The sequence below is a fragment of the Nocardia sp. NPDC056541 genome (assembly GCF_042794235.1).
Taxonomy (GTDB): domain Bacteria; phylum Actinomycetota; class Actinomycetes; order Mycobacteriales; family Mycobacteriaceae; genus Nocardia.
In genome coordinates this window covers 332,812-354,621 of sequence record NZ_JBHTUD010000004.1, presented here as the reverse complement: position 1 = coordinate 354,621, position 21,810 = coordinate 332,812, and the positions used below count along the sequence as shown (strand labels likewise).

The window sequence follows — 21,810 nt, the reverse complement described above, 5'->3', positions numbered from 1 at the left end:
ATGAGCACTCCCGCATTGACCCTGCACGGGGTCGGTAAGCGCTTCGGTGACGTGCAGGCGCTGCACGATGTGGACGTCACCCTCGAATCCGGCACTGTCCATTGCGTTCTCGGCGAGAACGGCGCGGGCAAGTCCACGCTGTGCAATCTCGTCTTCGGCGGCTACCACCCGGACACCGGACGTATGCAGCTGGGCGGCAAGGACTTCCGGCCCGACTCCCCCGCCGCCGCGATGGCTTCCGGTGTCGCCATGGTGCACCAGCACTTCAGTCTGGTCACCACCATGACCGTCGCGGAGAACCTGCTGCTCACCCAGCACGGACTCCGGTCCCGCCGCAAGGAGCTGACCGACCGGCTCGACGAGATCGCACAGCGTTACCGCCTGCGCGTCGACCTCGACCAGCAAGTCGCGACCATGCCGGTCGGCGCGAGGCAGAAGGTCGAGATCGTCAAGGCGTTGCTGCGTGATCCGGCGCTGATCCTGCTCGACGAACCGACGGGAGTGCTCGATCCGGCCGAGATCGACGCGCTGATCGACACCTGCCGCGCCATCGCCGCCGACGGCAAAGCGGTAGTCCTGGTGACGCACAAACTCGGCGAGGTGGCCAGGGTCGCCGATGCCGCGACCGTGCTGCGCCGCGGCACGGTCGCCGGTGGCGGGCGGATGTCGAACACCACCATCGCCCAGTTGCTCACCGCGATGGTGGGGCGTACCGCCGCCGACCTCGACCCGACCGTCGCCGCGACCATCGGCCTGGATCCCGCCGATTCGGCGACGACAGCAGATTCACCCGCAACGGCTCTCCCGGTCGGCCCTGCCACCGAATCGACCCCGTCTAACGCCGGTCTCGAGTCGTCTGCCGAATCCGATTCCCCCGCACCGGTTCTCACCATCGATCGAGTGACCGTGCATCGCGCCGACGGCAGCGCGGCGCTCGACGATGCGTGTCTGGTCGTGCGGCCCGGCGAGATCGTCGGAATCGCGGGCGTCGAGGGCAATGGGCAGAGCGAGCTCGTCGCGGTCCTCGCCGGGGCTACCCCGGTGAGCGCCGGCACGGTCACGCTCGCCGACACCGATATCACGACCGCAAACCCCGCCACCCGGACCGGGCTCGGACTCGGTGTCGTGCCCGAGGACCGCCACCGCGACGCGATGGTCGCCGAGATGACCCTGGCGGAGAACCTCTTCCTCGGCCGACTCGGCCGCTTCCGGCGCTTCGGACTGCTCGACAAGCAGGCCATGGGACGCGCCGCCCAGGCCGAACTCGACCGCTTCGATGTGCGCGCGGCCGGGCCGTGGGTGCCGATGGGTTCGCTCTCGGGTGGCAATCAGCAGAAGGTGGTGCTGGCCCGCGAACTGTCCGCCGCGAACCTGCGCTGCCTGGTCGCCGCCCAGCCGACGCGCGGATTGGACATCGGCGCAGTCGATTTCGTGCTGACCCAGCTGCGCCATGCGGCCGCCGACGGCTGTGGCGTGCTGGTGGTGTCGAGCGAGGTACCCGAGTTGCTCGCGCTGTGCGACCGGGTGTTCGTCGCGTATCGCGGCACACTCGCCGGACCGATCGAGACCGCCGATCCCGCAGCGGCACAACAGATCAGCGAATTGATGATGGGAGTCGCGGCATGAGCGCACCGAGTCGGACCACGACCGCGGCCACCGCGCCCCCACCTCGGCGAACGTCGCTGGGCGGGCTGCGCGGGCTCGGCAAGCCTTCCTCGAAGCAGCACCCGGCAGGCTTGCGCCAGTGGGCACACCACCCGATCGTGGTCGCCGTCGCGGCGATGCTCGCGGCCGGGGTGATCGGGCTGGTCCTGGCCGCCGTCGCCGGCGCGGCACCGGGCGCCACGATGACAGCACTGTGGGAGGGCATGTTCGGCAGCGACTACGCGATCGGCGCCTCGCTCAATGTCGCGGCCACGCTGATGCTGGTGGCCGTCGGCTTCACCATCGCCCACCGTGCCGGATTGGTCAATGTCGGTGGCGAGGGCCAGATCTGCGCCGGTGGCATCGCCGCCACCGCGATCGGCACCACGCTCACCGGTGCGCCCGCCGTGATCACCCTGCCCGCGGTGCTGATCGGGGCGGCAGCCGCGGGCTGGTTGTGGGCCGCCATCGCGGCGTACCTGCGGGTCGCGCGCGGCACCAGCGAGATCATCACCACGCTGCTGCTCAACTTCGTCGGGTTGGCGCTGGTGCTGCTCGTCGTGCACGAGCCCGCGCTGCTGCGCCAGCCGGTGACGTCCTCGGAGACGCTGCCGCAGTCCGAACAGCTCACCGCGGCCGCGCATCTGCCGCTGCTGGGCATCGAACGCTCGCCCGCGACCATTGCCCTGTGGATCGCCGTGGTGGCCGCGTTCGGCACCGCGATCCTGGTGCGTCGCACCGCACTCGGTACCCGATTGCGGGCGGTCGGGCTCAATCCCGACGCGGCCGCGCGGCTCGGGCTGCCGGTGCGTCGGCTGCGTTTCCTGAGCCTCTCGGCGGCGGGCGCGTTCTCCGGCGTCGCGGGCGGGCTGCTGGTGGCGACGGCGCCGTTCGTCCTCGCCGAAGGGTTCTCCTCCGGATACGGATTCTCCGGTCTGGTCGTCGGCCTGCTGGCACGTGGCTCACTGGCCGCCGTGGTCGCGGTGTCGCTGCTGCTCGGGTTCCTCGTCTCCGGCGGGATCAACCTGCAGCTGGCCGCGAATGTGCCCGCGTCGACCATCGCGGTCGTGGAGTCGCTGATGATCGTGTTCATCGCGGGCGCCGCCATCTGGACCTCTCGCAGACGCAAGACCGAACCCGCACCACAACCGGTGCCGTCCGTGGACACCGCCGATCTGGCAGGAGCGCCACGATGAGCCTCGATACCGTCACCGATATCGCGACCAGCGGAATCGGTTTCACCCTGCCCATCCTCGTCGCCGCGAGCGGTGAGCTGGTCAGCGAACGCGCGGGTGTGCTCAATCTGAGCCTCGAGGCGATGATGCTGACCGGCGCGTTCGCCGGCGTGCTCGGCGCCGTCACCACCGGTTCGCCGGTACTCGGCGCGGCCACCGCCGTGCTCGCTGCCCTGATCTTCGGTGCGCTGCAAGCGATCTGGAGTATCGACTTGCGCGCCGACCAGATCGTCGTCGGCATCGCCGGCAACGCGTTGGCACTCGGCGCCACCACCTACGGTGCGCGCCTGCTGCTCGACGACGGCAAGGGCCACAGCGTTCCCGGTTTCGACGCGCTGCCGATACCGGTGCTGCACCATATCCCGGTTATCGGTCCCGCCCTGTTCGGGCAGACCGCGCTCGGCTATCTGTGCATCGCGGTCGTCGCCGTCCTGGCGGTCGTGTTCTCCCGCCGCACCAAGCTGGGTCTGGTGATCGACGCGATCGGTGAAGACGCCGTCGCCGCCGACCGCACAGGTCTGCCGGTGAAGGCCGCCCGGTACGGCTGTGTGCTGCTCGCCGCGTTCGCTGCCGGCCTCGGCGGCGCGCAATTAGCGCTGTCGGAGGTGCATTCGTTCAGCGACAACATGACCGGCGGCATCGGCTATCTCGCCGTGGTCGCGGTGATCGCAGGCCGCTGGCGTGCGCTCGGGGTGATCTGGGCATCGGTGTTCTTCGGTCTCGCCCAGGCCCTGCAGTTCGCACTGCCCGCCCTCGGCGTCGATGTGCCGTTCGCGTTGCTGGTGATGCTGCCCTATCTGATCGCGATCGTGGCCGTCAGCGGCTTGGTCGGCAACAGCCGCTCGCCGCGCGACCTCACCGTCGCCTTCGCCCGAACTTCCTGACCCGCCCCTACTTTCGCAGGAGCCACCGTTGACTCTGATCCTGTCGCACTCCGATGTGACCGCCGTCCTCGACCGCGGTGAGGTGCTCGCCGCCGTCGAGCGCGCGCACGCCGATCTGGCGCTGGGCACCGCGTTCGTCCCCGCTCCACCGGCGATGACACTGGGCGGCGCGGCCTTCGTGCCCATGGTCGCCGCCGCCGAATCCGCCGGTGCCGCCGCGGTCAAACTGCTCGCCGACCTGCCCGCCAATCGCGGGCGCGGGTTGCCGGTGCAACGGTCGGTGATCGTGGTGACCTCGGCGGCCGACGGTTCGTGCGAGGCACTGATCGACGGACGCCTCGTCACCGCCGTGCGGACCGCCGCGGCCAGCGCGGTGGCGACGAAATATCTTTCCCGACCATCGAGTTCGGTACTCGGTGTGATCGGCGCGGGCAATCTCGCCGTGGAGCACACGCGCGCGATTGCGACCGTGCGCGAGCTCGAGACCGTGCTGGTCTGGTCGCGCACCGCAGCTACGGTCGACCGATTCCGCAGTGCGATAGCCGATCTCGGTCTCGACGTGCGTGCCCTCGACAGCCCGGAGTCGGTCACCCGCGCCGCCGACGTGTTGTGCACCCTCACGCCGTCCCGCGAGCCGATCGTCCACGGCGCCTGGTTCGGCGACGGTCTGCACGTCAACGCGGTGGGCGCACCGCCGAGGGCGGATCACCGGGAGGTGGACGGCGAGGCCATGCGCCGGTCCAGGGTCGTCGTAGACTCGATCGGCACCACGCTCACCAAATCCGGCGACACGCTGATGGCCATCGCCGAAGGCGCGATCACGCAGGACGCGGTGGGCACCGAGCTGGGCGAGGTGATCGCGGGCCGGGCAGCCGGCCGTCACGACGACCGCGCCATCACCCTGTTCAATTCGGTGGGCATCGGCCTGCAGGATCTGGCCGCCGCCCGCCTGCTCATCGACAAGGCCCGCGCCAACGGCATCGGAACGGAAGTGGATCTCACCTCATGAGCGAGCTGACCGATATCGACATCACCCATCTGCGTCGCGCCATCGACCTCGCCGGGCACGCCACCGCGCTCGGCGATCGCCCCTTCGGCGCCGTCGCTCTCGGCCACGACGGCGCGGTCCTGGCCGAGGGTGTGAACGCGGTGAACACCACCGGCGACGTCACCACCCACGCCGAACTGGTCGCGATCACCCTCGCGACCGCCGCGGGCCACGCGGCGAAACTGCGGGGCGCCACCGTCTACGCCAGCGGCGAACCGTGCCCGATGTGCGCCGCCGCGATGGTGTGGGCCGGAGTCGGCCGCATCGTCTTCGCCGCGGCCGCAGCCGAATTCGGGCCGATCATGCCCCCGGGTACCAGTTTCGGACTCACCTGCGCCGAGGTCGTCGCGAGCTCGAACGTGCCGGTCGAGGTCAGCGGACCACACCTCGGCGAGGAAGCTCTCGCCGTGTTCCGCGCGGCCGCGCAGAACTAGCCCGAAGACACCGAGGGCGCGGCGCCGGATCGACGCCGCGCCCTCGGTGCACGATCTATTTCACCGCGACGACCTCGGCGGGCTCGCCCAGTTCACGCTGTTCCTCGATCGCCTCGGGCGTACCCGGCACCTGTGTGCCACGCAGCGAGACACCCTTGGTCTCGATGAGGAAGAAGGACGCGATCAGGCCGACCGCGCACGCAGCGAGCATGTAGTAGGCCGGAACCATGTTGTTGCCGGTCGCGCTGATGATCGACTCGTTGATCACCGGGGCGGTGCCACCGAAAATCGACGTGGCCACGTTATAGCCGATCGCCACACCGGCGAACCGCACGATGGTGGGGAACATCGCGGGGAACGTGGCCGAGATCGTCGCCAGCTGCGGCGCGTAGAGCATGCCCAGGATCGCGAAGCCGACAATCGCGCCGGTGAGCGAAGAACCGATCAGATGGTAGACCGGGATCACCGCGACCATCATCGCCGCACACGAGAACATCCACATGGGTTTGCGCCCGATCCGGTCGGAGAGGGCACCCAGGAACGGCAGGGTGCACAGCATCGCGATCTGGCCGATCAGCGGCACGAGCAACGCATCGGATTTGTCCATACCCAGCGCGGAGCCGAGGTAGGTCGGGGTGTAGCTGATCAACGAATAGTTCACGACATTCAGCGCGATCACCAGGCCGAACAGGGTCAGCACCGGGCGCAGGTACTTCGTCACCAGATCGCGGTAGACGCCGGAGACTTCCTCGGTCTCGTCCTTGCTGTCGACCTCGCGGAACACCGGGGTGTCCTCCACCCGGCTACGCAGGTACATGCCGATCAGGCCCAGCGGACCGGCGATCATGAACGGGATGCGCCAGCCCCACGAATTCATCGACGCGTCGTCGAGGACATTCACCAGCAGCAGGGCGACCAGGTTGCCGAGCGTGAAGCCGGCGAGCGTGCCCACCTCGAGGAAACTTCCATAGAATCCACGCTTGCGATCGGGTGCGTATTCGGCCATGAATGTCGCGGCGCCACCATATTCACCACCGGCGGAAAGTCCCTGGATCATGCGCAGCGCGTACAGCAGAATCGGGGCGCCGATGCCGATCATGTCGAAGCTCGGGATAAGGCCGACGGCGAGGGTCGATCCGGCCATCAGAATAATCGTGGTGGCGAGCACGCGCTTGCGCCCGATGCGGTCGCCGAGCGGACCCCAGATCATGCCGCCGACCGGCCGGATCAGGAACGATACGGCGAAACCGAGCAGCGTGTAGACCATCCCGGACTCACCGTCACCGGGGAACAACGACCTCGCGATATACGTCGCCAGATAGGCGTAGACACCATAGTCGAACCATTCGACCGCATTACCGATCGCCGACGCACCGATTGCCCGGTGCAGCACCGTTTTCGATTCCCTTGACATCCACAACACCCTCTCGTCGTCGCCTTTCACGAATACCCGACCTCTTTGCGAGCAAACGTTACGAGCGCGCGAAGACCGGCCTTTATGGCCTCTATACTGCGAATATGGTCCTGCGACCCGGTGTATTTCTGCCGCCGTTCGGCGACCTGGCCGACCCGCGAGTGCAGGCCGAGCCCCGCTGCGGCGGGCGGCGCCGGTGCACGACGATCAGGCGAGTCCGGCGAGCTTTTTTGCGAGGACGTTCTTCTCACGTTCGTTGCCACACCGGCGGATGGCTTCGGCGAGCTCCGCACGAGCTTCGGTGGTGCGGCCGAGCCGGGTGAGCAGTTCACCGCGCACGCTGGGCAGCAGGTGCGAGGTGGACAGGGCGCCGGATGCGGTGATCTCGTCGACGATCGGCAGGGCCGCTGCGGGCCCGTCGGCCATCGATACCGCGACCGCCCGGTTCAGGTCCACCACCGGCGACGGTGCGAGTCTGCCCAGTGCTTCGTACAACACGACCACCCGTTCCCAGTCGGTCCGCTCGACCGACGGTGCGACGGCGTGACATTCGGCGATCGCGGCCTGAAGCCCGTAGGCGCCCAGTCCACGCCCGACCGCACCGGCTTTCACCAGCGCCGCACGACCGCGCCGGATCGCCGAGCGATCCCAGCGGCGGCGGTCCTGCTGTTCGAGCAGGACCGGCTCACCGTCGGGACCGGTGCGGGCAGGAAATCGCGCCGCGGTCAGTTCGAGCAGCGCCACCAGTCCGTAGACCTCGGGTTCGTGGGGCATCAGCCGCGACAGCACGCGGGCCAGCCGCTGCGCTTCCCCCGCGAGGTCGAAGCGGATGAGGTCGTCGCCGGTGCTGGCAGACGACCCCTCGGTGAAGATCAGATAGATGACCCCGAGCACCGAACCCAGCCGGGCCCGGCGCTCGGCGACCGGCGGCACCTCGAAGGGGACTTCGGCGGCGCCGAGAGTCTTCTTCGCCCTGGTGATCCTGGCCTGCACTGTCGCGGTCGGGACCAGGCACGCCTTGGCGATCTCGTCGCTGGTCAGACCGCCGACGACACGCAACGTCAAGGCCAACCGCGCCTCCCGCGAGAGCACCGGGTGACACGAGATGAACATCAGCGCGAGCACATCGTCGCCGATTTGATCGGGATCCCACAGCACGTCCTGCCCGGCACGCACAGGGTCCCCGCCGGTGAGCGCGTCGCCCTCGCCGAGGTCGGCGGCGAGGGCGACGTAGCGGTCGTCGAGGGCGGCCCGGCGCCGGAACGCGTCGATGGCCCGGCGTCTGCCGACGGTGAGCAACCACCCGGCCGGCTGACGTGGCACGCCTTCGCGCGGCCAGGTCACCAGTGCCTCCGCGAACGCCTCCTGGGCGAGATCCTCGGCCATCGCGAAGTCGCGGGTGTAGCGCGCGAGGGCGCCGACGATCCGGGCCGATTCGATCCGCCAGACGGCGGCCACGGCCTCGCGGCCGGTGTGGTCGCTCATCGTGATTCAGAGCTGGCCGCTGGCCTCACGCCACGCGCGCTCCCTCGCGACCCAGACATTGTCCTGCGGGAATTCATCGATGCTCGGGACTCGTCGGATCTCGGTCTTGGTGCCCGGCACGACGACCGGCATGCGCTTGGCCCACTCGATCGCCTCCTCTTTGGAGGCCACATTGAGAATGTAGAACCCGCCGAACAGTTCCTTCGTCTCCCCGTAGGGCCCGTCGGTGACCACCGGGGTCTCCGACGAGTAGTCGACGACCACGCCCTGCGCCGCGTCGTCGAGCCCCTCGGCGGCGACCAGCACTCCGGCGCTGATCAACTCGTCGTTGAACTTGCCCATGGTCTCGAGCATCTCGTTGAAGTCGATATCGGCCGCCGCGGCCCAGGCTTCGTCGGTGGCGCGCATGATCAGCATGAACTTCATGGTTTCGTCTCCTCGGATCGGTGTGGACCCGCCTGCCGGGCCCTGCGTTCATCCCTAGGTCGAACGGGCACCGCTGCGGATCGACACCCGGCCGAAAATTCTTTTCGCGAGTGTTCGGCAGCCTACGACGAGTGCCGGGTGCGCGCGACGACGACGGACACGAATCCCCGATTCGGGTATTCAAGATCGTCCGGCGTGATACAGATCGAAGAGGTTTGTCATGCTGACAGCCACCTAGCGAAGGAGTCACTCGTGAGCGCAGTTCTCGTCGAGCAACGCGAGCATGTGCTCGTCATCGTGCTGAATCGGCCCGAGGCCATGAACTCGGTCAACGCCGAAGTGAGCACGGGGGTCGGCGAGGCGCTCGAGCGAGCCGAGGCCGACCCGCAGATCCGCGCGGTGGTCCTCACCGGCGCGGGCGAGCGGGCGTTCTGTGCGGGCGCGGACCTGAAGGCGCTCAGCCGCGGTGAGTCGATTCTCGCCCCGGGACATGAGGATTGGAACCTGGCCGGGTATGTCCGGCATCCGATCAGCAAGCCGACCATCGCCGCGGTGAACGGTTTCGCACTCGGCGGCGGCACCGAGCTCGTCCTGGCCAGCGATCTCGCGGTCGCCGCCGAGACCGCCACCTTCGGCCTGCCCGAGGTCGCCCGCGGCCTGTTCGCCGCGGCAGGCGGCGCGTTCCGCCTGCCCGAGCAGCTCCCCCACAAGGTCGCGATGGAGATGATCCTCACCGGTGAGCCGATCACCGCCGCCCGTGCGCTGGAATTGGGCCTGATCAACCGTGTCGTGCCCGCCGCCGAGGTTCTCGACGCGGCGCTCGCCCTGGCCGGTCGGATCGCCGAGAACGCGCCGTTGGCCGTGCAGGCCAGCAAGCGGGTGGCGCTGGGCATGATCGACGGCAAGCTCGCCGACGACGACGCCTGGGACCAGTCCAACCGCGAGATCATGACAGTCGCGGTCACCGAGGACATGCGTGAGGGCGCCATCGCATTCGCGCAGAAGCGCAAGCCGAACTGGCAGGCGCGCTGACACGGTGCGGATCCTGATCCTCGGCGCCTCCGGTTTCGTCGGCAGCGCGCTGCACGCGCAGTTCGCCGCGAACCACGAGGTCGTCGGGACCAGCCGGGGCGGGCACGGGCTCACCCCGGTGGATCTCGCCGACACCGGCGCGGTGCGCGCCCTCGTCGCACAAGGTTTCGACGTGGTCGTCCACACCGCCGGTGTCGTGGATCTCGGTGCCGCGCAGCGTGATCCCGCCGCGGCCCGTGCCGCGAACGTGGCGCCGATGGTCCCGCTGCTCGACGCCATCGGCGACACGGGCGCGAAGCTCGTCTACCTGTCGACCGACAATGTCTTCGACGGCGCCGCCGAGTACTACGACGAAAGCGCCACGCGCGCACCGATCAACGTCTACGGCGAGACCAAGGTGGCCGCCGAGGATCTGGTCCTCGAACGCGACCGGCACTTGGTCGTGCGCCTGCCCCTCGTCTACGGGCGCAGCCCACTGTCGAACAAGTTCCTGGCCCGCTTCGCCGCACCCGAGATCCCCGCGCGCACCGATATCGTCTGCAATCCGCTGTACTTACCCAGCCTGGCGCCCGCACTCGAGCAGCTCGCCGACGAGGCGGGCGCCGTGCACCTCGCGGGCGCGGAAACCCTGAGCCGCTACGGCCTCATGACCCGGGTCCGCGACCGTCTCGGCGCACCGGCGCGTGTCGTGGCCACCGATCGCTTCTCCGCCGTCCCGGACTGCCCACGACCGTTGCGCCTGGTCATGCGCAGTATTCGGCACAGCCTGACCGGCCCGGACGTGGACACCGCCCTCGCCGATCTGCACTGAATCTCCGGTCACCCGTTGACGCCCGCGAAAGAGTGAGTGTACAGTCACTCACATGACCAAGCGCGGCGCCACCCTCTCCACCTCGGACGTCCGGCGTGACGCGGTCGTCGACGCGGCGATCATCGAGTTCGCCAAGACCGGCTACCACGGCACCCCGATCAACACCGTCGCCGCGCGCGCCGACATCTCCCCCGCCTACGTCTTCAAACTCTTCCCCGGCAAGGTCGCCCTGTTCGTCGCCGCGCTCGATCACTGCTTCGACCTCGTCGAACGCGCGATGTCCACGGGCGCGGCCAATTCCACCGCGACGGACCCGGCCGCCATCCTGCACGACATGGGCGGCGCCTACGCCGAACTCATCGCCGACAAGAGCCTGCTCATGTTGCAGGTGCACGCCCAGTCCGCCACCGACATCCCCGAAATCGCCGACGCGTTGCGCCGGGGTCTGGCCAAGGTGACCACCTTCGTGCAGCGCCGCTCCGGCGGCACCCCCGAGCAGATCCAGTACTTCATCGCCTACGGCCAGCTCTGCCACCTCGTCACCACCCTCGGACTCGACGGCAACGACAGCGCCTGGGCCACCGCCCTGACGACGGGAATGCGCCACCCGAAAGCCCACTGACCCTCTCGCTCCAGCCTTTTCAGGGTGGAGCTTTCTTTTGCAGCAAGAGTGATTGACCAGTCACACACCACGGAAGGTAGCTCCTGATGAACACCACCACCGCCACCGAAATCGTCCTGCCCGGTCGCGTCGACCCCAGCGGCCTGCTCGTCACCCGACGCGAACTCCCCGCACCCGCACCGGGTCGCGCACTGGTTCGAGTCGATGCCTCCGGGGTGTCCTTCGCCGAGCAGCAGATGCGCCGCGGTAAGTACTACGACCAGCCACCGTTCCCTTTCGTGCCCGGCTACGACCTGGTCGGCACGGTGGTCGAGGCCGACGACGCGACACTGGTGGGCAAGCGGGTGGCCGCGTTGACCAAGACCGGCGGCTGGAGCAGCCACGTCGACCTCGACACCGCCGATCTGATCCCCGTGCCGGACACCCTGGACGCCGCCGACGCGGAAACCTTTGTCGTGAACGGCATCACCGCCTGGCAGATGCTGCACCGCGTCGCCGCTGTTCAGGCGGGCGCGACGATACTGGTCCACGGCGCCAACGGTGGCGTCGGCTCGACCCTGGTCCAATTGGCCCGTGCCGCGGGCATTCACGTGATCGGCACCGCGTCCGCTCGCCATGCCGACGCGGTCACCGCGCTCGGTGCCACCTGGATCGACTACCGCACCGACGTGCCACACCAGGTTCGGGCCATCGCACCGCACGGTGTCGACGCGGTGTTCGATCACATCGGCGGGCCCGGCATCAGCGATTCGTTCGACCTGCTCGCCGACGGCGGCACCCTCGTTTCCTACGGAACGGCGGCCACCAAGAACGACGAGGGCGACTCCCGGTTGCCGGTGCTGAAACTGTTCGCCCGCCTGCTGTGGTGGAACATGCTGCCCAACAAGCGACGTGCGCACTTCTACAACCTGTGGGCAGGCAAGCGCAACATCACCCGCTTCCGTGCTCGAATCGCCGAAGATCTGTCCCAGGTCTTCTCCCTCGCCGCCGCGGGCACCGTCACCGCCCAGGTCGCGGCCCGTATCACTCTCACCGATGCCGCCCGAGCTCTGGAGCTCGCCGAATCCGGCACCGTCACCGGCAAAGTCGTCCTCGTCAGCGCCTGACCCGCTCACACCCTGGAGATCAGTCATGTACGTTTCCCAGCCCGTTCGCACCGTCCTCGACAACCGCCCCATCTACCTGAGCTTCGGCCTCGCCTGGTTGGTCGGCCACGGCACCTTCGCCCTCAGCCATGGCCCGAACCCCCTGCTCGACCTCCCCGGATTCGTGCCGACCGCGCTGCTGGGCGTCGGCTTGCTGGCAGCCATGATCGTGACCACCGTCGTCTCCCTGCGAGCCCAGCGCGGCGCGACGGGACAGGAAGCGGTCGTGGGCAATCTGCTCGGCGCATCGTGGCTGATCGGTTTCGCCGCGCTGTTCTTCCTGATCACGGCGCTCGGTTCGACGCTGAGCCCCGACACCGCAGCGACTCTGTGGCCGACCGGGTCCGGGCTCATCGTCGGACTGCTCTACCTCGCCGGCGGTGTCGCCTACCGCGACGTCCTGCAGTACACGCTCGGCGCCTGGCTGGCCGTGAGCTCTACGGCCGCACTGTTTCTCGACGGCGCGTACCTGTACTGGGCGCTGGCACTGGCCGGCGGCGGCAGCTATCTGCTCGCCGCCGCGCTCGAGCCGCGCAGGATCGCCGCCGCGAGCTGAGCATGCGTTTCGTGCCCGTCCGGAATTCCGGACGGGCACGTTCGGCGTTCAGCCCTTCTGCTGCGCGCCGATCGCCGATCCCATCCATCGCCGCAGGTACCGGCGCAGTTCGTCGTCGGAGCGTGCCGGGTTGCCCGGTGACAGGAAGAACGACTGCATGGTGCGCAGCACGTATTCGACGAGTTCGCGCAGCGCCGGCTCGTCGTATCCGTGAGCGGCCCAGTCGACGTCGAAGCGGCGGATCATGGTCATACCGAACGCCTGGGCCTCATCGGAGGTCATGCCTTCCGGGTGGGCGTTGGAATACGAGCTCGACAGCAGAATCCCCAGGTGGGGGGTCCGGCGAACATCGGTGAGGGTGAAGACGACGGCCTCTGTCATCGCTTCGACAGGGTCGCCGAGGCCGCTGACCTGCCGGGTGAGTCGATCGAGGAAATCGTCGACCGAGGCGATGGCCGAGGCGGTCATGAGCGCGTCGGCGCTGGGGAAATACCGGTACACCGTCTGCCGGATGACACCGAGGGACTCCGCCACGTCGGCGATGCTGATCTCCGCACCGGTCCGGCCGATGAGTTCGACTGCGGCAGCGATGATCCGGCGCGTCGCCTCCGCATCGTCACCCGGCGGACTGCCGCCCCACCCACGTCTACGCGCCACCAGGTGGACGCTAGCACAACCCCAGGTCAGGGCGAATTCCGTAAAAGTGATCATACACATGAAGCCTCGTGCGTATGATTGCTCTATCAACCGTGGCCGAACAACGAGGTAACTCACCGTGACCGACCTTCACGTCCGCAAAATGGATTTCGCGTTCTCCGACTACGACGTGCCGTTTCTGTGGAATCCGCAGAACCCGGCGTTCTCGTCGATGGCCAATGCCGTTTCGTTCCTGGCCATCGGCTTCGAGAAAATGATCGTGCAGCTGATCACGCAGGCGAAACCGCAGATCACCGACCCCGAGGTGGCGTCGGAGGCCGACGCCTTCATGCGCCAGGAAGGGCAGCATTCGACGGCGCATCGCCAGCATGTCAAGGCGCTGATCCGCCGCTATCCCGGCTTGCAGCAGACCCTCGACGCGGTGATCGGCGAGTTCGACAAGCTCACCGCCGAGACCTCGGTGAAGTACCGCCTCGCCTACACCGCCGACCTCGAGGCGACGTTCACGCCGGTGTTCAAGCTGATGCTCGACAACGACAAGAATCTGTTCGCCCCCGGCGACGACCGCGTCGCCTCACTGTTCATCTGGCATTTCGTCGAGGAAGTCGAGCACCGCAGTTCGGCGCTGATCATCTTCAATTCGGTGGTCGACAGCGAGCTGTACCGGATGCGGGTGGCGGCCTCGATCTTCCGGCACGTGTTGCAGGTGATCCGGGTGGCGTGCGAGGGCTTCAACGAGCATGTGCCGCTGGAAGATCGCCAGGTCGACGCGCTGTCGATGTTCGCCAACTACCGCAGGGGGCAGACCCTGCGCCGGTGGCTGCCGTTCCTCCAGCCGGCCGACAACGGCACGATGCCGCGCGCGTTCGACGATCTCGGTCTGCGCGAACAGCTCGTCGCGCTGGGCGGCATCATCCGCAGTCAGACGCCCGGACACAATCCCGCGCACGAGAAGCTGCCCGCGCTAGCCGACGAGTGGTTCCGCCGCTATGACGAAGGTTACGACGTAACCCGTTGGTACACAGCCGATTCCGTCAGCTCGTAGAAGGTAGCCCGATGGCCGAACACTGCTCCCCCACCTTCGCCGAACTCGCTCACGAACTCGGCTTCTCCTGCGAGGAGGCGGGCGGACTCGTCGAGTTCCGCAACCCGTTCGCCCTCGAGAACTGGACCCTGCCGGTCCTCGAGCTCACCATCGTCGTCGGCGCGGTTCTCGCGCTCTGGTACGCGATCGTGCGCCTGCGCCGCCACGGTGACCCGACCAATCTCGTGCTGTGGTTCGGTGCCACCGCCTACCTGTTCGTCATCGAACCGCCGCTGTACTTCCCGGCGGCGTTCGGCATCGAAGAACACGTCGACACGATGTTCGCGCACAACGTCTTCACCGTGGACTTCCTCTGGGGCCGACTGCCCATCTACATCATCGCGATCTACCCGCTGATGGCGACGATGGCGTTCGGCATCGTCCGGATGCTCGGCATCTTCGGCCGCTACGGCACCCTGATCGGCGCCACCTGCGTCGGCTTCGTCCACCACGCCTTCTACGAGATCTTCGACCACCTCGGGCCCCAATTGCGCTGGTGGGAATGGTCGATCGACAACCCGATCAACCAGCCGATGTTCGATTCGGTCCCGATGGGCAGCGTCGTCGTGTTCGCGGCCCTGTGGCCGATGTCGCTGGCCTTCTGCGTGCAGTATTTCGTCGGCCGCCACGTCGACGACGGCCGCCACTTCTCCGGCGTCGAATTGACCTGGCGCACCATCGTCATCGGCCTGCTGGCCTCGGTCGGCACGTTCCTGCTCCCGCTGCCCGCCACCGTCATCGGCATGAGCGGCACCACCGTGCGCGGCATCGTCTACGCACTGGAACTCGCCGTCCTCGCGGTGGTCGCCGGGATCGTCATGGTCCGCCAGTGGACCGAACTACGCCGAGGAACCGCCACACCCCCGCAGTACGAAGACCCCTTCGTCCAACGGTTCGCCACCCTCTACCTGGTCGTCTTCGCCGCTCTCTGGATCGCGTCGCTCCCCGACTTCTTCGCCGCCGTCAACGGCGAAACAACCAACGGCGACCCCATCGGAAACCTCTGGTACACAGCAGCCTGCTTCGCCGTCGCGATCGCTTCGGTCCTGGCGACCTTCACCGTGCCGCGCGCACGGCCCGCCCCGGACGCACCCGTGGCGGCAGCATCGCAAGCGCCCGGCTGATCCGCCGGCCGCGCTCGAGGCGGTCAGCAGAACGTTCCCTTCCGCTCGGCGTATCGCCTGCGGCAAGCCATCAAGCCGTGGCATCGCCGATGCGGTGGCGGTAGCTGTCGGCCAAGGCGCGCAGCGCGGCGCCGCCGTCGCCGGTGAACGACGAACCGTGCATCAGCGCCAGCGTTTTCGGTGCGAGCTCAGCGAGTCGGTCGACGATCATCGGGGTCGCCGGTGCGAGCGACGAGTAGGCGAACAGATCTTCGGTGTGAACGGCGGGGCCGACGATGTCGCCGGTAGTGAGGGCCGCGCCCGCACCGAGGTGGGTGAACAGGTCTCCGCACAGCAGAGTCTGTGTGGTTTCCTCGAACAACACACGCGCTTCCCAGCCGTGCGGGGTGTGTGGGGTGTCGATGTGGCGCACTCGCATCCGGCCGAGTTCGATGGTTTCGCCATCGGCAAGCGGTCTCGGTGGCCGGTCGGCCATGTGGTCCAGCGACACCATGCAGCCGACGGCACCGTGGGCGACCTGCGATTCGGGGGCCGCGGCGAGGAACTGGTTCATCGACCCGCATTCGTCGGATTCGACGTGCCCGAAGGTGATCCACCGCAGCCGGTTCACCGGTGTGACCCGTGCTATCGCTGCCGCGACGTCGGTGAACATCGCGCGATGCCCGGTATGGAACAGCAGCGGCTGATCATCGGCGAGCAGGAACTGGTTGAACGTCAGCCCCTGTTCGCCGATGTCGGGCACGAACGTCGAGATGCGGTAGATGTCGGGGGCGATTTCCTCGATGGTGGTGGTCATGGTCGGCTCGATTCGGTGCAGTGTCAGAACGGCACTTGGGTGGTCAGTAGTCCAGCGCCTTCGGCGCGGCCGGAGAGGATCCGGCAGAATTCGACCGCGTCGAGGTCGAGGCGTTCATCCGTTGTGCCGCAATGCCATCGGCCTCCAGCGGCACCTGTCAGGCACAGGTCGAAGGGTTTGTTGTGGCGGGCGGCCCATTCCTGCACCACGTCGGCCACGATCGCCCCGTCGTGCTCATCGGTCAGCACGAGAACGTGCCCGGTGGCCCGGGCCAAGTCGATCCGATGCATCCACGGGTCACGGGTCAGGATCGTGTCGATGGCGTACCCGATGGTCCACCGTTCGGCGGTGCCGTTGACCAGCTGCTGCTCGGGAATTGTTCGATTGCGCAGCAACCCCGGGGTACGTCTGCGCGCTGCCGCGGCCTTGGGCGCGATGGCCGCCATCGACCGGACCAGCTGATCCGTCGTCTGCTGTCCGAATCGTTCGACCTGATACGCGGTCACGGCGTCGACGAGCTGCCGGCCGGGCCGCAACCGCTTACGGGCAGCCCGGGTCTGGCGGGCATTCTCCAGCGGGGACGATGCCATCGTGGACATACCGACCACGTGGGCGACGAGGTCGTGCACGGTCCACCCGGCGCACTCGGTCGGTGCAGTCCAGTCATCACCGTCGAGCGCGGCGACCGCGTCGGCGAAGCGCGAGTACTCGTCGCGGGCGAGCCGCATCGCGTCGGCATGGGCGAGCATCGCGCGCCGCGCAGTCACCGCCGTCTGCTCGACAGCCGTCATTTCTGCGGCTCCTTCGTCGGCGGAAGGCCGACACTGTCGGCCCACATGTCCACGGCGCGGTCCAACAGCTTGCGCCGACTGTGCCCGCCCGGATCGTTGGCGAGCTGCTGATCGACCAGACCGGACAGGATTGCAATCCAGATCTCCACGTCATCGCGGTCGGTCACGCCGATCGTGGCGAGCACCGCGATGACCTCGTCGAGCGCGCGGACCGCCGACACGTACGCCTCGGGTGAGGGTTCGAATCCCGGGATCGTGCGCTGGTTCATCAGCTGATAGCGGGCGAGATCGGCAACCGCGAAATCGAAGTACGCCAGTGCCTGGACGCGCACGAGGCCGCGGGGATCCGCGGGGGCCGAGCGCAGCGCGTCGATCGAGACGCGCTCGCACTCACTCCAAGCCTGCTCGAACATCGCATCGTAGATCGCGTTCTTCGATCCGTAGTGCGAGTACAGCGACGGCGCCCGCATTCCGATCCGCTCGCCGACCTCGCGCAGTGTCAGCTGCGCCAGTCCCCGCTCCCGTGCGATCTCCCACGCGGCCTCGACAATTTCCTGCCGCGTCGCCTCACGCCGTTCCGCTTTCCGATCACGCCTCGGCATAGCGTCCATAGTTAGTTATTATGAACGCCGTTAGGCAACCGGTCAACGGCGGGCTGCACGCCTACCCGGCGGCCCGAGCGGTGATCGGGGTGAACAGGTTGATCAGGTTGCCGTCGGGGTCTCGGAGCAGGAGCGACCGGTTGCCCCACGGCATCGTCGTCGGCTCGTTGACGAAGTCCTCGACGGAGTCGCGCAACCTGCGGTAGTCGGCGTCGACGTCGGAGACCATGAACTCGATGATCGCGGTGCGATTGTCGGCAGGGCGCGCGCTGCCGGCCCCGAACAACGCGACCGTACGCACGCTTCCGATCGCGAGTGTGCCGGCCGGAGTGACGATCTCGGCGAAATCCGGTGTAGCCCACCGGGCTTCGACACCGGTCACCCGCTGATAGAAGCCGACCAGCTGTTCGATGTCGTCGGTGATCAGGCGGATCGAGACGAGGTTCATTGCGTACTCCTGCTGTCGGGAAGGGCGGAAGTTCCACCGCCGAATCCCAAGGTAGAGGCGATACCGGACAGTTTCCGCCCGGTATCGATGGGAGAATTGCCGGATGACGCGCCCCACGGCCCGAGTACTGGCCCTGCTCGAGCTGTTGCAGACGGGCGGCACCCATACCGTCGGCGAACTCGCTGGACGGCTGGGCGTGGACGAACGCACCGTCAGGCGTTACGTCACCCATCTCACCGACCTGGATATCCCCGTCCGCTCGGTCCGCGGCCGTTACGGCGGGTACCGACTCGCTCCCGGCTACCGGATGCCTCCACTGATGCTGACCGATGACGAGGCGGTAGCCGTGCTGCTCGGACTCCTCACCAGCCATTCGACGACATCCGTCCACGCCGCCGACAGCGCGACCGCCAAACTCCGCCGCGTCCTGCCCGCACGCCTGGGCGCTCGTCTCGACGCACTGATGAACACCGCCGAATTCACCACCGGCGCCCGCCCCGAAGTCCCGGTCGAAACCGCCGTCCTCCTCGACATCGCCGCGGCCACCCGCGAACACCGACTGGTCGCCATCGGTTACACCGACCGGAACGGACAACACTCTCAGCGGACCGTGCACCCCTACGGCCTCGTCGCCCACTCCGGCCGCTGGTACCTGACGGCGATGGACAACAACAGCGACGACCTACGCCAGTTCCGACTGGACCGCATCACTGAGACAACCACCCTCCCCGAAACCTTCACTCCACCGACCGAATTCGACCCGACCACCCACCTCGTGTCTGCCCTCGCCACTGCCCCCTACCGGCACGAGGTATCGATCCGCGTCCAAGGCACACCCACCCAGATCCGCCCACTACTCCCCGCGACCATCGCAACGCTGCACGAAATAGACTCCCCACCCACCGATCCCACCCCCTGGGTCCGAGTCCTCATCCGCGCCGAACACCTCGACTGGATTCCCCCCGTCCTCGCCGCCCTGAACCGCCCTTTCGTCATCGAGCACCCCGACGCCCTCAACGACGCCGTGCGCGCCCTGGGCCAGCGCCTCACCGCCGCCACGACATCCGGCGCAATCCCACCGACCGGTAATGCCGATGACTGAGCAACGTCGAGATCAGTAGGCAATCGCACCGCCAAGCCGAACCCGAACTTGGAGCAGGATCAGCAGCGCTCAGCTCTGAGACTTGATGTGAGGGAAGCCGATCGGATCGAAGTCCGCCCCGCTGTCGTCGACAGCACCGGAGAACTCGGCATGCTGGAATATCACCCCGTCGAACTTCGCGCCAGAGAAATCGCCCTTGAACTCTGCAAGCATGAAACTGGTTGTCTCGTGAAACTCGAAGTTTGTGCGTAGACCAGTCGTGCTCGGAGCATGACCGTAGGCGCGCAGAGATCGCCCGGGCAATGTGTGGCACCTCGGTTGGGCACCATCGCTCACTACCTCTGCGCCAGAAGCCACTCGCGCGCAACGATTTTGTCCTCGGCGGTGATCGCATGGCCGACCGATAGCACCTGATGGGTTACCCGAGCTCCCGCACGACGCAGCTGTTCAGCCAGCTGAAGGCCGTCCCCGGGTGACCGGCGGTTGTCGTGCGCGCCGTCGACTATCAGAACTGGAGTGTTGTCGACGCGGTCGGCTAGATCATGGGCGAACGGGGCCAGGGGACGGAAGAGGATCGCTCCCGCCAGCAATCCCGGATAGGTCATGAGTAGAGCCGCGCCCATGATGGCGCCGTTGGAGAAACCGATTGCGACGGGGCGTCTGGTGAGGTTGTAGTCAGCCCAGGCGGTTGCGATGAAACCTGCCAGCATCCGCGTCCTGGTGACGATGTCGCGCGGGTCCACGCGACGGTCCGGCAAGCGATGGAAGAAGGCATAGCCCTCATCCATGCTGACTGTGCCACGGACACTCAGTTTTGATGCCTCTGGGGCAATTTCGTCGGCTACCGGAATGAGGTCGGATTCGCTGCCGTGTGAGCCATGGAGCAGAACGAGCGGTGATTCGCCGACAGCGCCAGCGTGGAAGCAGTGAGCGTGTGTCGATGCCGTCATCGACACAGACCCTACGGGGCTCAAGCCACCGCGGAACACGCGCTGGCACCCTCAGTGTGACCGGCATATGTCCTGTTCCGGGGTGGCGTGCGCACACAGGGGCCGGCAGCCGTTCACACACAGAGGCTCACCTGGTCGAGGATTGCTCAGCAATCAGCAGAGCTGACCACGTATGCGGTCCCTGGGTTCTCGTCAACCTCACCGGGGACCTGGTTGTTCATGTCGAGGTCTTTGGTGAGAATGGTCCGATGTCGGGTGTGAGGTTCGTGCGGCGCGTGGATGGGTTGACATATGAGTTCGTCCGCGATGGGGACGCGCATGGGTTCCCGTCGTATAAGCGGACCGACCTCGATATCTGGTGTTGCCGACTCCCCGACTTCGGTTGGGTGGTGTGCAACGCGGCCGATGAGGTATCGAGTCGCCCGTTCGACGAACCTGGGCAAGGCGAGGTTCCTCCTGAGGGCGTGTGGGTGAGCCGCAAGGGTGAACGGTCCTATGTCTACGACCTTGTGCGCACCGATCCGTGAAACTCTATGGGTGGCGACCTGCTGAAGTCCGTACTACTCCGCGACGTGACGTAATGTTTCGGTGGCGGACCTGCTGTGTCCGGGCCGCCGGGGTGAAGAGGTTGATCAGGTTGCCGTCGGGATCTCGAAACAGCACGATTTCGGCGAAATCTGGTGTAGCCCAGTTGGCTTCGACGCCGGTCACGTGCTGATAGAAGCTGACCAGTCGTTGGATGTCGTCAGTGATCACACGGATCGAGACGAGCTTCACTGTGTGCTCCTGCTGACGGATGCCAGGAACTGGTTGCAGACAGACAAATTTCGGCGCGATCGCCTCGAAGGAAGGGGGCGGTGGTCTCCAGCCTGGGCATCCTGACACCCTGGACTCCACACCTGATTTCCGCACGATTCCTTGCAGGACGCAGACTAGTGACCAGACATTGGAAGGGGCAGAGTTGCGCATCGGGGTTTCCGGACCGCATGGAACCGGCAAGACAACCTTGGTCGAAGAGCTCTGTGCGCGACTGGAGCGCGGGCACACAGCAATCCAGGAACCGTACGTACTACTCGAAGAAGAAGGATACGAATTCGCGTATCCGCCCGTGGCCGCGGACTATTGGGCACAGTTGCGCTACGCGATGCGCCTACTCGGCGATCCCGCACCCGCTGCGGTATACGACAGGACACCGCTCGACTTCCTCGCATATCTGGCAGCCATCGGCGTCGACGCGGAAGCCGGGATCGACGAAACCGCCCTACGCACCGCACTGGCCTCCCTCGATCTGCTGGTGATTGTTCCCATCACTGCCGAGACCGAACGTGTACTACCCACACCGGAACTGACCGGGCTCCGGCGCAGCGTGAATGATGCTCTGCTGGAACTGGTTTACGCCGACGACATGCAGTTACTCGAAGACGTGCCCATCCTCGCGCTGGCCTGCCCACTTGACCAGCGCGGCCATGCGGTTCTGAACGCACTGACATACTGATCTGCCGATTCTCGTGCGATCGGTG

25 protein-coding genes are annotated in these 21,810 nt (G+C 67.1%); 14 read left to right on the top strand and 11 right to left on the bottom strand.

Translation table 11 applies throughout. The annotated features are described in order from the left end of the window. From ACFQ9R_RS09465 to ACFQ9R_RS09445, 5 genes are all read left to right on the top strand, one after another. Positions 1 to 1,626: an ABC transporter ATP-binding protein gene (locus tag ACFQ9R_RS09465; RefSeq protein ID WP_378989905.1), complete on the top strand. Its 1,626-nt coding sequence runs from the start codon at positions 1 to 3 to the stop codon at positions 1,624 to 1,626. 155 nt (positions 1,627 to 1,781) lie between these two features. Further along, entirely contained in the window at positions 1,782 to 2,840 is a 1,059-nt protein-coding gene (locus tag ACFQ9R_RS09460; protein ID WP_378990019.1) for an ABC transporter permease, read from the top strand. Beyond that, positions 2,837 to 3,763, top strand: coding sequence for an ABC transporter permease (locus tag ACFQ9R_RS09455; RefSeq protein WP_378989904.1), 927 nt, complete (start codon positions 2,837 to 2,839; stop codon positions 3,761 to 3,763). The genes ACFQ9R_RS09460 and ACFQ9R_RS09455 overlap by 4 nt, the downstream gene beginning before the upstream one ends. Before the next feature lie 28 nt (positions 3,764 to 3,791). Next, positions 3,792 to 4,772 (top strand): ornithine cyclodeaminase family protein, encoded by a 981-nt coding sequence (locus tag ACFQ9R_RS09450; RefSeq protein ID WP_378989902.1) that lies wholly within the window; start codon positions 3,792 to 3,794, stop codon positions 4,770 to 4,772. Beyond that, on the top strand, positions 4,769 to 5,245 hold the full coding sequence (locus tag ACFQ9R_RS09445) for a nucleoside deaminase (RefSeq protein ID WP_378989901.1): 477 nt from the start codon (positions 4,769 to 4,771) through the stop codon (positions 5,243 to 5,245). The genes ACFQ9R_RS09450 and ACFQ9R_RS09445 overlap by 4 nt, the downstream gene beginning before the upstream one ends. A 55-nt stretch (positions 5,246 to 5,300) precedes the next feature. On the opposite strand, the gene ACFQ9R_RS09440 is transcribed toward ACFQ9R_RS09445, so the two are convergent. The 3 genes from ACFQ9R_RS09440 to ACFQ9R_RS09430 form a co-directional block, all read right to left on the bottom strand. After that, on the bottom strand, positions 5,301 to 6,659 hold the full coding sequence (locus ACFQ9R_RS09440; protein ID WP_378989900.1) for an MFS transporter: 1,359 nt from the start codon (positions 6,657 to 6,659) through the stop codon (positions 5,301 to 5,303). A gap of 207 nt (positions 6,660 to 6,866) precedes the next feature. Then, the gene (locus tag ACFQ9R_RS09435) at positions 6,867 to 8,144 is read right to left on the bottom strand and encodes an RNA polymerase sigma factor (RefSeq protein ID WP_378989898.1); all 1,278 of its coding nucleotides are present in this window, start codon (positions 8,142 to 8,144) and stop codon (positions 6,867 to 6,869) included. 6 nt (positions 8,145 to 8,150) lie between these two features. Then, the gene (locus ACFQ9R_RS09430; protein WP_378989897.1) at positions 8,151 to 8,570 is read right to left on the bottom strand and encodes a YciI family protein; all 420 of its coding nucleotides are present in this window, start codon (positions 8,568 to 8,570) and stop codon (positions 8,151 to 8,153) included. Positions 8,571 to 8,822: 252 nt separating this feature from the next. Between ACFQ9R_RS09430 and ACFQ9R_RS09425 the strand changes: the two genes are divergently transcribed. The 5 genes from ACFQ9R_RS09425 (at position 8,823) to ACFQ9R_RS09405 (ending at position 12,736) form a co-directional block, all read left to right on the top strand. Continuing rightward, entirely contained in the window at positions 8,823 to 9,602 is a 780-nt protein-coding gene (locus tag ACFQ9R_RS09425) for a crotonase/enoyl-CoA hydratase family protein (RefSeq protein ID WP_378989896.1), read from the top strand. 4 nt (positions 9,603 to 9,606) lie between these two features. Then, positions 9,607 to 10,413: an SDR family oxidoreductase gene (locus tag ACFQ9R_RS09420; RefSeq protein ID WP_378989895.1), complete on the top strand. Its 807-nt coding sequence runs from the start codon at positions 9,607 to 9,609 to the stop codon at positions 10,411 to 10,413. A 52-nt stretch (positions 10,414 to 10,465) separates the two neighbouring features. After that, a complete protein-coding gene (locus tag ACFQ9R_RS09415) occupies positions 10,466 to 11,035 on the top strand; it encodes a TetR/AcrR family transcriptional regulator (RefSeq protein ID WP_378989894.1) in 570 nt (189 codons plus the stop codon). Between the two features lie 86 nt (positions 11,036 to 11,121). Continuing rightward, positions 11,122 to 12,141, top strand: a complete 1,020-nt coding sequence (locus ACFQ9R_RS09410) for a medium chain dehydrogenase/reductase family protein (protein ID WP_378989893.1) — start codon at positions 11,122 to 11,124, stop codon at positions 12,139 to 12,141. A gap of 25 nt (positions 12,142 to 12,166) precedes the next feature. Beyond that, positions 12,167 to 12,736, top strand: a complete 570-nt coding sequence (locus ACFQ9R_RS09405) for an ABC transporter permease (protein WP_378989892.1) — start codon at positions 12,167 to 12,169, stop codon at positions 12,734 to 12,736. Positions 12,737 to 12,784: 48 nt separating this feature from the next. Here the strand turns inward: ACFQ9R_RS09405 and ACFQ9R_RS09400 are convergent, their stop codons facing one another. Next, entirely contained in the window at positions 12,785 to 13,393 is a 609-nt protein-coding gene (locus tag ACFQ9R_RS09400) for a TetR/AcrR family transcriptional regulator (protein ID WP_378989891.1), read from the bottom strand. 118 nt (positions 13,394 to 13,511) lie between these two features. On the opposite strand from ACFQ9R_RS09400, the gene ACFQ9R_RS09395 reads away from it, so the two are divergent. Both ACFQ9R_RS09395 and ACFQ9R_RS09390 read left to right on the top strand, forming a co-directional pair. Then, entirely contained in the window at positions 13,512 to 14,438 is a 927-nt protein-coding gene (locus tag ACFQ9R_RS09395; protein WP_378630996.1) for a metal-dependent hydrolase, read from the top strand. Between the two features lie 11 nt (positions 14,439 to 14,449). Further along, positions 14,450 to 15,601, top strand: a complete 1,152-nt coding sequence (locus ACFQ9R_RS09390; protein WP_378989889.1) for a hypothetical protein — start codon at positions 14,450 to 14,452, stop codon at positions 15,599 to 15,601. A gap of 70 nt (positions 15,602 to 15,671) precedes the next feature. On the opposite strand, the gene ACFQ9R_RS09385 is transcribed toward ACFQ9R_RS09390, so the two are convergent. The 4 genes from ACFQ9R_RS09385 to ACFQ9R_RS09370 all read right to left on the bottom strand — a co-directional run bounded on the left by ACFQ9R_RS09385 (position 15,672) and on the right by ACFQ9R_RS09370 (position 18,238). Beyond that, complete coding sequence (locus tag ACFQ9R_RS09385; RefSeq protein ID WP_378989888.1) at positions 15,672 to 16,397, bottom strand: MBL fold metallo-hydrolase; 726 nt, start codon at positions 16,395 to 16,397, stop codon at positions 15,672 to 15,674. 23 nt (positions 16,398 to 16,420) lie between these two features. After that, a complete protein-coding gene (locus ACFQ9R_RS09380; RefSeq protein WP_378989887.1) occupies positions 16,421 to 17,188 on the bottom strand; it encodes a maleylpyruvate isomerase family mycothiol-dependent enzyme in 768 nt (255 codons plus the stop codon). Next, complete coding sequence (locus tag ACFQ9R_RS09375) at positions 17,185 to 17,790, bottom strand: TetR/AcrR family transcriptional regulator (protein ID WP_378989885.1); 606 nt, start codon at positions 17,788 to 17,790, stop codon at positions 17,185 to 17,187. Before ACFQ9R_RS09375 ends, ACFQ9R_RS09380 begins: the two co-directional genes overlap by 4 nt. A gap of 61 nt (positions 17,791 to 17,851) precedes the next feature. Next, positions 17,852 to 18,238, bottom strand: a complete 387-nt coding sequence (locus ACFQ9R_RS09370) for a VOC family protein (RefSeq protein WP_378989884.1) — start codon at positions 18,236 to 18,238, stop codon at positions 17,852 to 17,854. A 103-nt stretch (positions 18,239 to 18,341) separates the two neighbouring features. Between ACFQ9R_RS09370 and ACFQ9R_RS09365 the strand changes: the two genes are divergently transcribed. Next, positions 18,342 to 19,340, top strand: coding sequence for a helix-turn-helix transcriptional regulator (locus tag ACFQ9R_RS09365; RefSeq protein ID WP_378989883.1), 999 nt, complete (start codon positions 18,342 to 18,344; stop codon positions 19,338 to 19,340). A gap of 69 nt (positions 19,341 to 19,409) precedes the next feature. Here ACFQ9R_RS09365 and ACFQ9R_RS09360 read toward each other — a convergent pair whose 3' ends face one another. The 3 genes from ACFQ9R_RS09360 to ACFQ9R_RS09350 all read right to left on the bottom strand — a co-directional run bounded on the left by ACFQ9R_RS09360 (position 19,410) and on the right by ACFQ9R_RS09350 (position 21,067). Continuing rightward, positions 19,410 to 19,553, bottom strand: a complete 144-nt coding sequence (locus ACFQ9R_RS09360; RefSeq protein ID WP_378989882.1) for a pentapeptide repeat-containing protein — start codon at positions 19,551 to 19,553, stop codon at positions 19,410 to 19,412. 122 nt (positions 19,554 to 19,675) lie between these two features. Continuing rightward, positions 19,676 to 20,290 carry an alpha/beta hydrolase gene (locus ACFQ9R_RS09355; RefSeq protein ID WP_378989881.1) on the bottom strand — a complete coding sequence of 205 codons (615 nt, stop codon included), beginning with the start codon at positions 20,288 to 20,290 and terminating at the stop codon, positions 19,676 to 19,678. A 531-nt stretch (positions 20,291 to 20,821) separates the two neighbouring features. Continuing rightward, positions 20,822 to 21,067 (bottom strand): VOC family protein, encoded by a 246-nt coding sequence (locus ACFQ9R_RS09350; RefSeq protein ID WP_378989880.1) that lies wholly within the window; start codon positions 21,065 to 21,067, stop codon positions 20,822 to 20,824. A 184-nt stretch (positions 21,068 to 21,251) separates the two neighbouring features. Here ACFQ9R_RS09350 and ACFQ9R_RS09345 point away from each other — a divergent pair, with 184 nt between their 5' ends. Then, the gene (locus ACFQ9R_RS09345; RefSeq protein ID WP_378989879.1) at positions 21,252 to 21,785 is read left to right on the top strand and encodes an AAA family ATPase; all 534 of its coding nucleotides are present in this window, start codon (positions 21,252 to 21,254) and stop codon (positions 21,783 to 21,785) included. Positions 21,786 to 21,810 lie beyond the last annotated feature (25 nt).